This is a genomic window from Paenibacillus sp. EZ-K15, assembly GCF_002573715.1.
Taxonomy (GTDB): Bacteria; Bacillota; Bacilli; order Paenibacillales; family Paenibacillaceae; genus Paenibacillus_AQ.
Genome location: NZ_PDHM01000021.1, coordinates 355,731 through 370,208, shown reverse-complemented (window position 1 = coordinate 370,208; position 14,478 = coordinate 355,731). Strand labels below are relative to the sequence as shown.

The 14,478-nt window shown below is 50.2% G+C and carries 15 protein-coding genes; 9 read left to right on the top strand and 6 right to left on the bottom strand.

From position 1 onward, the window contains the following. Positions 1-10: 10 nt before the first annotated feature. Together CRG97_RS25740 and glpX are read left to right on the top strand one after the other, a co-directional pair. Positions 11-817 (top strand): pyruvate, water dikinase regulatory protein, encoded by an 807-nt coding sequence (locus CRG97_RS25740; RefSeq protein ID WP_098748523.1) that lies wholly within the window; start codon positions 11-13, stop codon positions 815-817. Between the two features lie 31 nt (positions 818-848). Then, positions 849-1,826 carry a class II fructose-bisphosphatase gene (gene glpX / locus CRG97_RS25735; protein ID WP_098748522.1) on the top strand — a complete coding sequence of 326 codons (978 nt, stop codon included), beginning with the start codon at positions 849-851 and terminating at the stop codon, positions 1,824-1,826. Positions 1,827-1,923: 97 nt separating this feature from the next. Here the strand turns inward: glpX and CRG97_RS25730 are convergent, their stop codons facing one another. Both CRG97_RS25730 and CRG97_RS25725 read right to left on the bottom strand, forming a co-directional pair. Beyond that, positions 1,924-2,427: a hypothetical protein gene (locus tag CRG97_RS25730; protein ID WP_076324440.1), complete on the bottom strand. Its 504-nt coding sequence runs from the start codon at positions 2,425-2,427 to the stop codon at positions 1,924-1,926. Positions 2,428-2,668: 241 nt separating this feature from the next. Then, entirely contained in the window at positions 2,669-3,526 is an 858-nt protein-coding gene (locus CRG97_RS25725) for a DegV family protein (protein WP_098748521.1), read from the bottom strand. Positions 3,527-3,698: 172 nt separating this feature from the next. On the opposite strand from CRG97_RS25725, the gene CRG97_RS25720 reads away from it, so the two are divergent. Then, positions 3,699-4,589: a hypothetical protein gene (locus CRG97_RS25720; protein ID WP_098748520.1), complete on the top strand. Its 891-nt coding sequence runs from the start codon at positions 3,699-3,701 to the stop codon at positions 4,587-4,589. 81 nt (positions 4,590-4,670) lie between these two features. Here the strand turns inward: CRG97_RS25720 and CRG97_RS25715 are convergent, their stop codons facing one another. Beyond that, a complete protein-coding gene (locus CRG97_RS25715) occupies positions 4,671-5,588 on the bottom strand; it encodes a molecular chaperone DnaJ (protein ID WP_098748519.1) in 918 nt (305 codons plus the stop codon). A gap of 267 nt (positions 5,589-5,855) precedes the next feature. On the opposite strand from CRG97_RS25715, the gene CRG97_RS25710 reads away from it, so the two are divergent. The 5 genes from CRG97_RS25710 to CRG97_RS25690 all read left to right on the top strand — a co-directional run bounded on the left by CRG97_RS25710 (position 5,856) and on the right by CRG97_RS25690 (position 11,289). Next, positions 5,856-6,605 carry a DeoR/GlpR family DNA-binding transcription regulator gene (locus CRG97_RS25710; protein WP_076324436.1) on the top strand — a complete coding sequence of 250 codons (750 nt, stop codon included), beginning with the start codon at positions 5,856-5,858 and terminating at the stop codon, positions 6,603-6,605. Next, positions 6,605-7,516 carry a 1-phosphofructokinase gene (pfkB, locus tag CRG97_RS25705; RefSeq protein ID WP_098748673.1) on the top strand — a complete coding sequence of 304 codons (912 nt, stop codon included), beginning with the start codon at positions 6,605-6,607 and terminating at the stop codon, positions 7,514-7,516. The genes CRG97_RS25710 and pfkB overlap by 1 nt, the downstream gene beginning before the upstream one ends. An 82-nt stretch (positions 7,517-7,598) precedes the next feature. Then, positions 7,599-9,560: a PTS fructose transporter subunit IIABC gene (locus CRG97_RS25700; RefSeq protein WP_098748518.1), complete on the top strand. Its 1,962-nt coding sequence runs from the start codon at positions 7,599-7,601 to the stop codon at positions 9,558-9,560. A 149-nt stretch (positions 9,561-9,709) separates the two neighbouring features. After that, entirely contained in the window at positions 9,710-10,561 is an 852-nt protein-coding gene (locus tag CRG97_RS25695; protein WP_098748517.1) for an MBL fold metallo-hydrolase, read from the top strand. A 122-nt stretch (positions 10,562-10,683) separates the two neighbouring features. Further along, the gene (locus CRG97_RS25690) at positions 10,684-11,289 is read left to right on the top strand and encodes a YitT family protein (protein WP_098748516.1); all 606 of its coding nucleotides are present in this window, start codon (positions 10,684-10,686) and stop codon (positions 11,287-11,289) included. A gap of 97 nt (positions 11,290-11,386) precedes the next feature. On the opposite strand, the gene CRG97_RS25685 is transcribed toward CRG97_RS25690, so the two are convergent. From CRG97_RS25685 to CRG97_RS25675, 3 genes are all read right to left on the bottom strand, one after another. Next, on the bottom strand, positions 11,387-12,055 hold the full coding sequence (locus CRG97_RS25685) for a bifunctional 2-keto-4-hydroxyglutarate aldolase/2-keto-3-deoxy-6-phosphogluconate aldolase (protein ID WP_098748515.1): 669 nt from the start codon (positions 12,053-12,055) through the stop codon (positions 11,387-11,389). A 64-nt stretch (positions 12,056-12,119) separates the two neighbouring features. Beyond that, positions 12,120-13,082: a sugar kinase gene (locus CRG97_RS25680; protein ID WP_098748514.1), complete on the bottom strand. Its 963-nt coding sequence runs from the start codon at positions 13,080-13,082 to the stop codon at positions 12,120-12,122. Positions 13,083-13,242: 160 nt separating this feature from the next. Beyond that, the gene (locus CRG97_RS25675) at positions 13,243-13,449 is read right to left on the bottom strand and encodes a DUF1657 domain-containing protein (protein WP_098748513.1); all 207 of its coding nucleotides are present in this window, start codon (positions 13,447-13,449) and stop codon (positions 13,243-13,245) included. A 161-nt stretch (positions 13,450-13,610) separates the two neighbouring features. Here CRG97_RS25675 and CRG97_RS25670 point away from each other — a divergent pair, with 161 nt between their 5' ends. Then, on the top strand, positions 13,611-14,471 hold the full coding sequence (locus tag CRG97_RS25670) for a DUF421 domain-containing protein (protein ID WP_098748512.1): 861 nt from the start codon (positions 13,611-13,613) through the stop codon (positions 14,469-14,471). The last annotated feature ends 7 nt before the right edge of the window (positions 14,472-14,478 follow it).

Sequence of the window (14,478 nt, the reverse complement as noted above, 5' to 3'; positions counted from 1 at the left end):
GAGGAATCGGATGAATCAGGCAATCACTCATTTCATAGCAATCTGTTCGGACTCCATTGGGGAGACGGCTGAAGCGGTTGTGCAAGCTACGTTACGCCAGTTCGAGCTTCCGAATACAGAGATTAAACGTTATATGAACGTTCGCGACGAGGATGAATTGACCGAATTGATGGAGGAGGTGGCGCGGCGCGGAGGCTTTGTGGCTTACACGCTCGTGCAGCCGGAGCTTCGCGAGGTAATGCGGGAGGAAGCCGTAAGGCTCAACATTCGTACGGTGGATATTATGGGGCCGATGATGCAGGCATTTGCCGATACGTTCAACGATTATCCCAAACGGCTGCCGGGGCTGCTGCATCGCTTGGACGACAGCTATTTCCGGAGGGTCGACGCGATGGAATTCGCTGTCCAATATGATGATGGCAAGGACGTTAGCGCCATTTTGAAGGCGGACATCATATTGCTGGGCGTATCCCGAATCTCAAAGACGCCGTTATCGATGTTTCTCGCTCATAAAGGCTACAAAACGGTCAATTTCCCGATTGTACCGGAGATGTCGCCCCCTTCACAGCTTAGAGAAGTAACGGACGGCACGATTATCGGACTTACGATCGAACCGAAGCATCTGCTCAAAATCCGCAGCGAGCGCTTAAAGGTCATGGGATTGCCGCACCAGGTGCAGTATGCATCCCTTGAGCGGATACAAGAGGAACTGGATTATGCGTTGTCGCTGTATGCGGAGCTCGGATGTCCCGTCATTGATGTTACTGACAAGGCGATTGAGGAATCCGCAGGACTGATCATGAATTATTTGAAATAAGTTGCATCGGTATTAAAGGAGGGATTCATTCATGGAGAGTTCATTAGCATTGGAGCTTGTAAGAGTGACGGAGGAAGCGGCGCTGCAATCCGCCCGGTGGACAGGAAGAGGTGACAAGAACAGTGCTGATGAAGCCGCGACGGTTGCCATGCGCAAGCATTTTGATTCCGCAGCGATGGATGGGGTCGTTGTCATAGGTGAAGGCGAGATGGATGAAGCGCCCATGCTGTATATTGGAGAGCGCGTAGGGAACCGCAAAGGTCCGAAGATGGACGTAGCGGTGGATCCGCTCGAAGGAACGGAAACGGTGGCCAGCGGGCTGAATAACGCGTTGTCCGTGATTGCGGCAGCTCCCCGCGGAACCCTTCTGCATGCACCCGATATTTATATGCATAAGCTCGCGGTTGGACCCGAGCTTGCGGGCAAGCTGAGTTTGAATGATCCGATTGAGGTAACCCTTCGAAAAGCATCGGAGATCCTATCAATGCCGCTGTCGGAGATGACGGTATCCATTCTCGATCGTGAGCGACACAGCGCGATGATCAAGGCTTTGCGAGAGTCCGGGGTAAGGATTAAACTGTTGAGCCACGGAGATGTCATGGGAGCGATCGAGACCTGCACCGACAGTGAAGTCGATCTCTATGTGGGCTCCGGAGGGGCTCCGGAAGGCGTTCTCGCTGCCGCCGCTTTGAAATGCCTGGGCGGAGAAATCCAGGGACGGCTCATACCGGAGACACCGGAGGATTTTATCAGATGTCAGGACATGGGGTTGAAGCATCCCGAGCAGCTGCTGACGATGGAGGATATGGTAGGCCGCGAAGGCGTATTATTCGTGGCTACCGGCGTGACAGCTGGCGATTTCCTGCGCGGCGTGAAGTATATGCCAGGTCAGCGGGCCGAAACGCATTCCGTCATGATGTACTCCGGCACGAGAACCGTCCGTTATATCCGCAGCGTTCATCATCTGTTTCAAAGCAGTGAAACCTTAGCTGCCGCTGCCTCTTCTTGATGCAAACGCAGGGAATCCATAACATAAAGGCACTCCAAAGGTTAACCAACCTTCGGAGTGCCTTTATGCGTTGTTAACGGTTGAGTGCAGCGGATGCTTAACCGTGTCTCTTCCGTCCGAGCATCAGCCAAGCTCCGCCAAGCACAAGCAGCACGGCGATGACAGGCTGCACGACGGACAGGTAATTCAGCACAGGTCCGATTGAGAATACCACGAAGAACAGCAGCGACAATACGGTCAGAATGTTAATCGGGATGAGCAGCCACTTATTACGCGATCCGAACCAGTAGAACTCGAACAGCCCTGCCGCAACGGCCAGGATAAAGCCGGGCCACATGGAACCCCACGAGTCGAACAAGGAAGCGATTTGGCTGACAATACCGGCTGTGAGCAGAATGCCGCCCGGTATTAACAGTCCGATACCCTGTCGTCCAACCAGCGAGAAGTACATCCAGTGAAAAAACAGGCCTAACGGGATCACGAACAAGGTAGGCCAGAATGTGGCGAAGATGGAACCGGCGCCTACCGATCCGCCTTGGTTTAAGAGTAAGTATGCGCCGAGCAGGATGAGCAGCGGTGCCAAGATTGTACGTTTTGTCATACAAACTTCGTTCCTTTCCTTTTGTAGATTGATTAATCCAAGAATACCATGTTATGGATGGGGATGTCCTCGGTCCTTCGGGGAATGTTTCACCTAGACTTTAGTCTAGGATGGCATGTTTAGCCAATAGGCAGCCCGTTTAATAAGGTCCTAAGCGCACGGTTGGAGGCATGAGTACAGAAAAGACAGTCCTGCAGCAGAGCGTTATAATAGCAGGACTGTCTTTTTCGAATGAAGGATATTATGAAGGCTTCTTGGTATACATGAGTCCGACGGTTTGAGGACCGCAGTGGCTGCAAATGACGCAACCCGCCGTAGAAATGCTAACCTGCCGTGCGCCTGTTTTCTCCTGCAGCTGCTTCTGCAGGAAGCGGGCTTCCTCTTCGGCCATGGTATGTACAACAACAATCAGATCATTGTCCATTTTGTCCACTTGAGCCAGCGCATTTTGGATCATCTGCTCCAGTGCCTTCTCTTTTTTGCCGCGTACCTTGTAAGCGGGGATCATGCCGCCGTCCACGACTTTGATAACGGGGCGGATTTTCAGCAGGCTGCCAATGATGTTTTGCATGCCGGAACAGCGTCCGCCTTTATATAAATAATCCAGCGTATCGACAACGAATTCGCACTCCACTTCATTTACGGTATGGCTTAATAGCTCCACAATTTGCGGTATGGAAGAACCTTCATTGGCCGCGTGAACAGCCTTCATGATAAGGAGTCCGATGCCGGAGGAAAGATTGCGTGAATCAAACACGGTAACCCGGCCCTCGGGCAGCTCACCTGCTGCGATCAACGCATTTTGGTATGTGGAGGAAAGCTCTGATGAAATGCTAAGGAACAGGATATCCTCGCCTTGTTCAATGGAAGGCGTGAAGGCCGCAATGAAGTCAGACGGAGAAGGTGCCGCTGTTTTGGGCAGGCTGCCGATCTGATCGACTTTGGCGTATAGCTGTTCCGGTGTAATGTCGACTCCGTCGCGCAAAGATTGTTCTCCGAATACGACGTAGAGCGGAACGATGCCGATATTATATTCTTCTATCCATGAAGGTGGTAAGTCGCAAGTACTGTCAGCAAAAATTCTAATTTTACCAGACATGAACATCTCCCTTTATCAACTAATTGAATCTTGTACTACTAGAATACCTTGTTTGATGGGAAAAGGGAATGCTCTTGTCGTTGAAGTCGCGGAAGCATTGGATTTGCCTCAAAAAAGGGGAATTGTGCAACATTTTCGCAGGGCTCCCGTTAATCATAATGGAGGTGGTTTTATGGCTAAGCGAAGGCATTTGAGCAAAATGATCGCATTAACGACCGCTGCAATGCTGCTGATGGCGATAACGGCATGCGGAGGTGAAGACCCAACTTCTCAGCCGCCGGCTAATCCGAATCCAATAGAGGATAATTTCAAGGAACCGGTTGAACCCGTCGAAGAGCCGAAGTACGAGATTAAGCAGGGAACTGGTACCTATGTAGGTCAAATCGATAACAATTCCGTTGAAATTGAAACAGCAGATGGCCCTACCGCGTTCCGTCTGGGCGCTGGTATGGACCAAGTGATATCCAAACTTCAGGGAGATGAGTCCGTCTCGTATGAGTATTGGGAGCAGCCTATTGAGGGCGAAGAGGAATTGAAACAACTGATCCTCACCAAGCTGACGGTGGAAGAGGGAGGCGGGGGCACGGATTCAGAGAACGCGCAGCTGCCTGCAACCAAAGATTTTGAACTTGAGCTGGAGGGCATGAAAGAGACCAAAACAGCCAAACTGGCCAAGGGCGACGGTTACGCGCTGTATATATTTGATATCTTTTCCTTTGATGCAAAGACCAACAAGCTGACCATGAATGTGGATCAAGATTATTATGTCGAGATAACGAAGCTGCCTTCGGATTATAACGAGGATGAACTCAAGCGGGAAGCGGAGAAAGAGCTTGCCGAGGCAGGTAAAGTTCGTGAGGCTGGCGGCAATGAGAAGCATAAGGGCATGGAGGATGCGTCCGTGTATATGATAGGCGAAGGTGAGAGCCTGACCAAGATGTACATTGTGGATGAGATTGACGGACAGGGCTATATTTTCCGCGTCAATAACCCTCACCGTGAACCTTCCGAAGGATTTGCCACGCATGCCTTTACATCCTTGAGCTCGATCGTTAATCAATAATGCGCATAAAAACAGCCTCGGCTGTTTGGCCATAAGGCTAAGCAGCGAGGCTGTTTTTGTTATTCATATGGATGGGAGCATCTATTGTTGCTTGGACGTCTCCAAATATTGCTTAATGAAGCGCAATGCATTTGCGTCACGTTCCGTGCCTTCACGAATGCCCGCAAACATTTCTTTCTTAAGGACAGGCAGTTCTTCGCCAAGCGCGCTGCCCATAATATCCACGGCATACACATGCTCCGAACCGTCTTCCTCATTTTTTCCCTTTACCAGCATCTCCGGCTTGAGCAGCTCTTTCAGCTCGCCTTCAACCTCCGCTTCGAGCGGACGAACCATCCCTTGATTGCCAACCCAATCAAAGGCAGTCTGATCCATAATGTACAGGTCCGGGCGCTCGGTGGACAGTACAAGCAGTGCCTTTTGCAGCATGGCTGCATCCTGCGGATTGTTGGAATCCAGAGGCGGTACATAGTTAATGTTAACGGTTACGCGTTTCCAATCGGGGAATTGCGCCAGAATCGCGTCTTCGATCGGTTTGAGGTCTTGTCCTCCATCCTGATTCATATAAGATCCGAGGAACATGACTTCCAGATCAACCGGGGGCAGATTGGCCAACCGTTCTTTCTCGGCCTGATGGTTGAAAATGCTGATCACGATATAAATGAGTACGCCGACTAGAGCAATACCGCCGAGCACATGAAATTTATAATAACGGAAGAAATGATCGGTTTTCTCCGCTGTCCCGGCAAACCTTTTATATTTGCCGTACCGTTTCTGATTCATCTCTTCCAAAGCTTTACGGTTCTCTTCTTCAAGGATGAATTTATAGGCTTTGGTGATTTCGGCAAACTCGGCTTCGAACTCCTCCGCCCGGTCCGGCTCCCGCCTTTGATGTGAGCGGGTTTGGCGCATGAGCAGCGTATACCGGTCGTCGAGCTGTTCCTTGGTTGCATCCTCTGGTAGACCCATTCGCTCATAGGCTTCTTTCAATTGGTCCATTCATGTCACCTCTTCTATACTGTGAGAGTTTCCTATTTACCAGTATATAGTGTAGAGGCTGCAGGTTACAAACGTTTATGTGATGTTTCGACACTTGCCGGCTTGATAATGGGTAAACTGTCATGAACAAGCAAAAAATGGCGAATGAAAATGATCCTATATGGTAAATGATTTTCGGATTTCCTGAATGATTATGAATGTTTTTGAAAGTTTTAGATTGTTTTTCGAGATAGTTATGGTACTATATGCAATGAGGGGGGATTCATTATGCTGACGGAAGAAAGATACCGAATCATTTTAGAGCGCTTGCAAGAACGCGGCGTCGTGAAGTTGCAGGAATTGGTTGAACTCCTTGAAGCTTCGGAATCAACAGTAAGGCGTGATTTGATCGACCTTGAAGAACGTCAATTATTAAAGCGCATTCATGGCGGAGCGGCTCTGCCGAGCCCTAAGATACAGGAACCTGGAATTGAGGAAAAAACGTTCAAAAACATTCAACAAAAAAATGTCGTTGCTCGTTTAGCGGCCGCACAGGTGGAGGATGGAGAAAGCATTTACCTCGATGCGGGAACGACCACGCTGGCGATGATACCGTTCATCGATGCGAAGGACGTCACGGTTGTTACAAATGGTTTATCCCACATCGAAGCGCTGGTAAGCAAACGAATCAAAAGCTATCTACTGGGCGGCATGATGAAAATTCATACCAAAGCCGTCATCGGAAGCATTGCGCTGCAAAATATGGACAACTTCCGCTTTGACCGCTGCTTTTTGGGCACGAACGGTGTGGATGTAGAGATGGGCTACACCACGCCCGATCCGGAAGAAGCTTTGATTAAGCGGCGAGCCCATCAGCTGTCCGCCTCCAGTTATGTCCTTGCGGATTCCAGCAAAATAGGTGAGGTTTCCTTCGCTAAATTGCTGGATCTGAACGAAGCGACGCTAATTACAGAGCCCTTGCCGGAATCATGGAAGAAGGCCATCTCACAGAAAACCAAAATAATTGAGGGATCATGATGATATATACGGTTACACTGAATCCTTCCATCGATTATATCGTGGAAGTTGAGCATATCGAGCTTGGCGGATTGAACAGAATGACCCGGGACTTGAAGTTTCCGGGGGGGAAAGGAATTAATGTATCGCGGGTGCTGAACCAGCTTGGAGCTGATAATACGGCCATCGGTTTCCTGGGCGGATTCACCGGTCGTTATATAGACGAGATGCTGGGCAAGGAAGGAATCCGCACCGATTTCGTAAATATCGCGGACGATACCCGCATCAACGTCAAACTTAAGCATGGCGACGAGACCGAGATCAACGGCCTGGGTCCTATCATCCGCGAGGAAGAAACGAAAGAGCTGCTTCATAAGCTGTCACGACTTCAAGCAGGGGATATCGTTGTGTTGTCCGGCAGCGTTCCGCCTTCGCTGGGAACTGACTTCTATGGCCGTCTTATCGAAGCGTGCCGGAAGAGCGGCGCCGAATTCGTGATGGACACCACCGGCGAGGCGCTGATGAAGGCTTTGGCCTGGAAGCCGCTCCTTGTTAAGCCGAATCATCACGAACTGGCCGAGTTATTCGGCGTCGTTATCGACTCAAGCGAGAAGCTTGTGGAGTACGGCCGAAAGCTGCTCGAGGAAGGAGCGCAGCATGTCCTTATCTCCATGGCCGGCGAAGGGGCTTTGTTTATCACGACTGATCGGGTATATCATGCCAACGTACCGTCAGGTACAGTCCGTAATTCCGTCGGGGCCGGCGATTCGATGATTGCCGGATTCGTCGGTACGCTTGCGATGGGCAAGGATCCGATCGAGGCATTCCGGACAGGTGTCGCCTCGGGAAGCGCGACGGCGTTCTCGGACGATTTGGCTGTGCGGGAAACGATTGATCGACTTCTTCCGCAGGTTAGGATCACGGAATGGTAAGCCGCCTTACATCGAATCCGGCGTTATGACGCGGCTATAGCGTGGTAGTCATCACGATGATTTCAAGGGAGTGTGAACCAGCATGAAAATTACGGATTTAATGATACAAGAAACGATGATCATGGACCTAAAGGCGGTCACGAAGGAGGCAGCCATTGATGAATTGATCGCAAGCCTGGCAGCAAGCGGACGGATCAACGATCCGGTCTTGTTCAAAGAGATGATTCTGAAGCGTGAAGCCGAATCCAGTACGGGGATTGGGGGCGGCATCGCGATGCCGCACGCAAAGACGAAAGCTGTTAATGAACCGACCGTTGTGTTTGCCAAGAGCAGTCAGGGCGTGGATTTCGAAGCGTTGGACGGAGAGGCGGCGTATGTGTTCTTCATGATCGCTGCTCCGGAAGGAGCCGGGAATACCCATCTCCGGACGCTTGCTGCGCTATCGCGGCTGCTGATTGATGCGGAATTCATCGGTCAATTGATGAATACGAAGACGCCCGGGGAAGTAACAGCTTTATTCGATTCGAAACAGGAGATTGAAGAAGCTGCCAAAGCGGAGAAGGAAGCGGCCAAGAGAAGGGAAGCGGCAAAAAAGGAATCGGAGAAGCATCAGGAATCCGATATAACTTCCCAATCTGACCCTATGAAGGGTCCTGCCGGAACCTCGGAAGCTTTTGTTGTTGCCGTAACGGCGTGCCCAACCGGTATTGCCCATACATTTATGGCTGAAGATGCCCTGAAGAAGAAAGCCCAGGAAATGGGCGTCGAAATCCGGGTGGAGACCAATGGCTCGGAAGGTGCGCAAAACGTGTTGACGGAAGAGGAAATCCGCAGGGCTGCAGGCGTCATCATTGCGGCCGACAAAAACGTGGAAATGGCCCGCTTTAACGGAAAGCCCGTGCTCCAGCGACCTGTCAGCGACGGTATCCGCAAATCGGAGGAGCTGATTCGCAAGGCGATGAGCGGCGATGCGCCGATCTACCGGAGCGAAGGCGGCGGTGAGTCGCAGGCGAAAGAGAAGGGCAGTATTGGCACTAAAGTGTATAAGGACCTGATGAATGGTATTTCGCATATGCTGCCATTCGTCGTGGGAGGCGGCATTCTTCTGGCTATCTCCTTCCTGATCGAGCAGCTTGCAGGTGAACATCATCCCCTCTTTCAGCTGCTGCAGACGATTGGCGGGGGAGACGGCGCCTTCCATTTCCTGATTCCGGTTCTGGCGGGATTCATTGCGCTGAGTATAGGTGATCGTCCGGCATTGATGCCCGGCATGGTCGGAGGCCTGATGGCCCTCAATTCCAATTCGGGATTCCTAGGCGGACTTGCGGCAGGTTTCTTGGCGGGTTATGTGGTGATCCTGCTGCGCAAAGCATTTGCCGGGCTGCCAAAAGCGCTTGACGGCTTAAAGCCGATTCTGCTGTACCCGGTTGTCGGCCTCCTTGTCACCGGAACCATCATGTTCTACCTGTTTGATCCGTTCTTCAGCTGGATCAATCTCGGTCTGATTGGTATTCTGAACAATCTGGGTACCGGCAACGCGGTGATTCTCGGTCTTATTCTGGGTGGAATGATGTCAATTGATATGGGCGGTCCCTTTAATAAAGCGGCTTATGCATTTGCGATCGGCGTATTTACATCCAGCGGCAACACGAACGGCGCCATGATGGCTGCGGTTATGGCTGGCGGGATGGTTCCTCCGCTCGCCATTGCGCTGGCAACGACGTTCTTCAAGCATAAGTTTACGGAGCAGGAACGAAAGTCCGGCGTGACCAACTACGTGATGGGCCTTTCCTTTATAACGGAGGGCGCGATCCCGTTTGCCGCAGCCGATCCGCTGCGTGTGCTGACATCCTGTATCCTCGGCTCGGCGGTTGCCGGCGGGTTGACGCAGCTGTGGAGCATCAACGTCCCTGCTCCTCACGGGGGGATCTTTGTTGCCGCTCTGGCCAACCATGCGCTTCTGTTCTTGCTGGCCGTTCTTATTGGCGCGGTGATATCAGGCATGCTGCTTGGTCTATGGAAGAAGCCGCTTGAACGTAATTAGGATTCATATATATGAGACAAAACGAGTTTGGAGTGGGCATTTTTGCTTACTCCAAACTCGTTTTTTTCTTTGTCGGTTGGGCCATTTCTACAGATGACCGCATGTTATAATCTAGTCATGATAGTGAAAGGGAAGGAGAAATAATAGAGATGATGGAACAGAACAGCAAGCATCGAGGTCCCGAACAGCTTATCGAAGAAATCAACCGGACGTCCACAGCCGAAGGGATGGCAGCGGTATGGTTCCTGGGGCAGGAGAGCGTTGTCCTTAAAGGTGGGGAGGTTGTCATTTACATCGACCCTTATATGTCAGAAGATCTGGAACGCAAAGCGGGATTTAAGCGCGCATTCCCTGCACCGCTGAAGCCGGAGCATATCACGAATGCGAACATGGTACTAATCACCCATGAGCATGACGATCATATGGATCTGGGAACGATTGCGGTGATAGCCAAACAGAATCCGGAGACAGCCTTTGTTGCACCAGCTTGCTGTCATGAAGCGATGAGAGAGGCTGGTGTCGCGCCGGAGCGCTTGTTCGCGGCGGTGTGCGATCAATGGCAGCAGTTTGAGGGCTTCCGTCTGATGGCGATTCCGGCTGCCCATGAAACCCTGGATGAGCATGAACAGTTTGGACACCGATTTGTCGGATATCTGGTGGATATCCAGGGCGTGTTGATCTACCATGCAGGAGATACGGTCGTTTATCCTGGTCTGGTTGAAAGATTACAGGCGCATTCGATTGATATCGGGATGGTGCCGATCAACGGGGGAGATGCCTTCCGCCGGAATGACGGGATCGTTGGAAATATGGGCTTCCGGGAGGCCACAGAGCTTGCCGCAGCATCGAGATTCGATCTGACCATTCCGATGCACTACGATATTTTCCCTTGGAATGGAGAGAAGCCAGGGTATTTTGTGGATTATTGTTATGAGAATTATCCATATATGAAGACCAAGGTGATGGCACGGACCGAGCGTTTAATTTATGTAAAAGATTAAAAGCGAAAAGCATCCGAATCGAACCCGGTGGAATTTTTTTCAAATGCGGGACAGCAAGTTCGCAATTTTCCGAAATGACAAGCATATAAATAAGACATGCCCTTATAAATGGAGATGGGGAAATGGTGTCATTTCGAAAACACGTCATTATCGTGATCGGCAGTTTTCTGATCGCGATGGGGACCAATTTTTTTCTTGTCCCGCATAAAGTTTTGGACGGTGGAGTTATCGGCATTGCTCTGATTGCTAACTATGTGTTTGATCTACATATTGGATTCGTCATCATTTTGTGCAGCATTCCCATGTTTATCGCAGCCTGGATATTAAATCGCGAAATCTTTTACAATAGTCTGTCAGGCATGCTGATATCTTCATTTATCATCGATTTGCTTTCACCGCTGCAACCGGGTTTTTTGCGATTTTTTGCCCCGCATGTCATCCTAAGCGCGCCCCTGGGCGGGGCTTTGATCGGGGCCGGCCTTGGGTTTATGCTTAGAAACAATGCAAGCACGGGCGGAACGGACCTGTTGGCACATTTCCTGGCAAAATATTTGCCGTTAAATGTAGGCGTCATTATTTTGCTGATGGATGTCGTTATCATCGGTTTCGGAGGCATCCTGCTGTCGGGAAGCACCTTCATGTATTCCGTTTTGACAATAGTAGCAGGCGGGTTTACGACGGGAATGCTCACGCAAAAGCGTTGGTTCAAAAAGAGACGGATTAAATAAACAGACAAGCCTATCAAGTCGACTCTTGATAGGCTTGTCTGTTTATGAAAATAACAATATTCGGCGAAAACTGTGTAACAAATCAGTACATCATTTTTTATCTTTGGGCATGAGCTTCTTTAAATGCGTTGATATAAGCGCGTGCCTTTTCTGTAATCAGACTGAAGTCTCCATTCTTTAGCGCGTCCTTGGTTAGATCCGATCCGATCCCGACCGCAAACGCGCCGGCCTTGATCCATTCATGCAGATTGTCCAAATTTACGCCCCCGGTTGGCATGATGTTGGCTTGCGGGAGCGGACCCTTCAGGGATGGAATGACGGATGGGGAGTACAAATTCCCCGGGAAGAGCTTAACGACATCGACGCCAAGTTCAAGAGCGGCGACGATATCATGAACGGTTACGGCACCCGGCATCACCGGGACGCGGTAACGATTACTGAGCAAAATGGTATCGCGGTCGAAGCCGGGCGAGACCACAAATTCGGCGCCGGCAAGAATGGTGATTCTGGCTGTTTCGGCATCCAGAACCGTGCCTGCGCCGATAATGGCATAATTATCCGCTTGCGGATCTTTGGAGGAGTACATTTTGGCCAGCGTCGTAATGGCTTCGGTAGCAAACGGTACAGTCATGGTGACTTCGATAACCTTGATACCGCCTTCAATCGCACGTTTGGCAACCTCGACAACCTCTTCAGGGGAATCCCCGCGAAGGACAGCGACGACACCTGCATGATGAATTTGTTCGATCAATCTTAGTTTTTTCATGTTAACACACTCCTTCTCGTCTATGAATGGATGTTAGAAAGATGGCTCGTTGAAAGAACAGGAGTTAACGTTCGATATGAGCAGCATTCCCGCGCCGCTGCTCTACTTCTTCCCATGTCGGAAGTGCTTCCCAATCACCGGGCGCTTGGATCACCAGTGAACCGGTTAAGCCGCCCAGTGAAAGAGCTTCTTCGGGTGTCCAGCCTTTGGCAATACCAGCAAGGAAACCGGCACAGAAGCCGTCGCCTGCTCCCACGGTATCCACCACTTGATCCACCTGCTCAAAGGGAAGGGAATAGGTGTGGTTCTTGTGGACAATGACATTGCTCCCATTGAAACTTTTGATAACGGACATTGCGGGAAGCTGTCGCAGACGATCCAGGATCACCTGCTCGTCCTCTGTTTCGAACAGCAGCTTGCATTCATCATAGCCCGGAAGAAAATAATCGCAGACTTCCGCAAGCTCCAGCAATACAGGACGAGCTTCCTCGATATTCCATAGCTTGAGCCTGAGGTTAGGGTCAAAGCTGATCTGGACGCCATGCGCTTTGCATACGGAAATGACATGACGTATCGTCTCCAGGCAGCTGCTGCTTAAAGCTGCGGTGATGCCTGTAAAATGAAGGATGCGGGCATCGGCTATGTATTCGGAGTCTACATGGTCCGGCGTCATTTGGCTGGCGGCAGAGCCTTTGCGGTAGTAATAGACGGAGGATTGACCGCGAACGTTCTGTCGCAGCATAAGACCGGTCGGTGCTGCATCCGTTTGTCTGGCGGCGGAAATGTCGACACCTTCGCCTCGAAGCGTTTTCAAAATACCGGTTCCGATCGGATCGTTGCCGAGTTGACCGAACCATCCGCTGCTGCAGCCAAGCCTGGCTAATCCGATGGCGAGATTGCTTTCGGCACCACCGAAGGATTGTGCCATGCTTCCTCCTTGACCTATGCCCCGTGTGCCTTCCGGATATAATAATCCCATCGATTCACCGAACGTGATGACATCGATAGAACGCGTACCATTCTTCATAGAATCTACCCCCTTGTATTCAGTCTCCGTTATTAACACTTTACCCTGATGGGGAGGATAACTCAATAATAAATAACACAATATAAAGTACCTCCTATCAGGGGAAGATAGGAGGTATGCATGGGCTTACACGCGATGGAGCTAACAAAAAAACAAATGGTTAGAAACCTTTATACTGAGGCTCTTCCTGTTCAAGTTTCTGAACCCGCTGGGCCACTTGGTCCACGACTTGCTGTGTTTGTTGTGCTGCTGCCGTGAACAAATCCTTGGCATTTTGATCTTGCGTGGACAGTGCAAATTGCTCAAGGCTGGCCTGAGCGCTTTTTAAGGATGAGAGACATGTTTTGACATCGGAAGCTACGGTCATTGTTTTTTATCACTCCTTTCATGCGTAATAATGTACGCATTTTGCAGAAGAACATGCATGGAGCATAGCTTGGGAAATAATGGTGTGATTTCTGAAAGGATATTTGACAATAATCTATAGAGTGATTATTAAGTCGAGACATCAAATGAGGAGGCTTTATTGTGGCCCAATGGTTGGAAATCGTACTTAGAACCTTATGTGCTGTGGTTGTGTTGTTTCTGATGACGAAAGTGCTGGGAAAGCGGCAGGTTTCGCAGCTTTCTTTTTTTGAATATTTAACGGGGATTACGATCGGCAGCTTGGCCGCCTATATCTCCTTGGATCTTGAGGCGAACTGGTATTTGGGATTAGTTGGGCTGGGCGTATGGGTAGGCTGTTCATTACTTATTGAATTCCTACAAATCAAGAGCAAGAAGGCCAGGGACTTTATCGATTTCAAGGCGACCGTACTCATTAAAGATGGGAAGATATTGGAAGGCAATTTAAAGAAAGAAAGACTGTCTACCGATGAGTTAATGGAGCAGCTGCGGAAAAAAGACGTGTTTCAGGTCGCTGACGTGGAATTTGCCATCATGGAGTCAAGCGGGGAGATTAATATTCTACAGACGCGCGAGAATCTGCCTTTAACCCCCAAAGATCTTGGTATCCAGGTAGCGCCGGAAAAAGTTGCACAGGTTGTGGTCATGGATGGTAAAGTCATGGATGAACCGCTGCGCGTAGCAGGCTTCAATCAGGGATGGCTGGTGGAAGAACTGGACAAGCAGGGCGCCAAGATCAAGGACGTATTTCTTGCCCAGGTAGATGCTTATGGACAACTAACCATCGATTTATATGATGATCAGATTCAGGTTCCCCAAAATGAGGAGCGGAAACTGCTCTATGCGAATTTAAAGAAATGTCAGGCGGACTTGGAGTTATTCAGCCTCAGTACAAAGAGTAAAAAGGCAAAGAAAATGTATGAGGACTGCTCCAAAGAGATCGAGCAAATTATAGCCAAGGTAAAGCCCATCCTAAATACTTAATTCGTCA

Excerpts from the sequence above, each read along its gene's own strand:
- CRG97_RS25740 (WP_098748523.1), top strand. The coding sequence starts at position 11 with ATGAATCAGGCAATCACTCATTTCATAGCAATCTGTTCGGACTCCATT.
- glpX (WP_098748522.1), top strand. The coding sequence starts at position 849 with ATGGAGAGTTCATTAGCATTGGAGCTTGTAAGAGTGACGGAGGAAGCG.
- CRG97_RS25730 (WP_076324440.1), bottom strand. The coding sequence starts at position 2,427 with ATGACAAAACGTACAATCTTGGCACCGCTGCTCATCCTGCTCGGCGCA.
- CRG97_RS25725 (WP_098748521.1), bottom strand. The coding sequence starts at position 3,526 with ATGTCTGGTAAAATTAGAATTTTTGCTGACAGTACTTGCGACTTACCA.
- CRG97_RS25720 (WP_098748520.1), top strand. The coding sequence starts at position 3,699 with ATGGCTAAGCGAAGGCATTTGAGCAAAATGATCGCATTAACGACCGCT.
- CRG97_RS25715 (WP_098748519.1), bottom strand. The coding sequence starts at position 5,588 with ATGGACCAATTGAAAGAAGCCTATGAGCGAATGGGTCTACCAGAGGAT.
- CRG97_RS25710 (WP_076324436.1), top strand. The coding sequence starts at position 5,856 with ATGCTGACGGAAGAAAGATACCGAATCATTTTAGAGCGCTTGCAAGAA.
- pfkB (WP_098748673.1), top strand. The coding sequence starts at position 6,605 with ATGATATATACGGTTACACTGAATCCTTCCATCGATTATATCGTGGAA.
- CRG97_RS25700 (WP_098748518.1), top strand. The coding sequence starts at position 7,599 with ATGAAAATTACGGATTTAATGATACAAGAAACGATGATCATGGACCTA.
- CRG97_RS25695 (WP_098748517.1), top strand. The coding sequence starts at position 9,710 with ATGATGGAACAGAACAGCAAGCATCGAGGTCCCGAACAGCTTATCGAA.
- CRG97_RS25690 (WP_098748516.1), top strand. The coding sequence starts at position 10,684 with ATGGTGTCATTTCGAAAACACGTCATTATCGTGATCGGCAGTTTTCTG.
- CRG97_RS25685 (WP_098748515.1), bottom strand. The coding sequence starts at position 12,055 with ATGAAAAAACTAAGATTGATCGAACAAATTCATCATGCAGGTGTCGTC.
- CRG97_RS25680 (WP_098748514.1), bottom strand. The coding sequence starts at position 13,082 with ATGAAGAATGGTACGCGTTCTATCGATGTCATCACGTTCGGTGAATCG.
- CRG97_RS25675 (WP_098748513.1), bottom strand. The coding sequence starts at position 13,449 with ATGACCGTAGCTTCCGATGTCAAAACATGTCTCTCATCCTTAAAAAGC.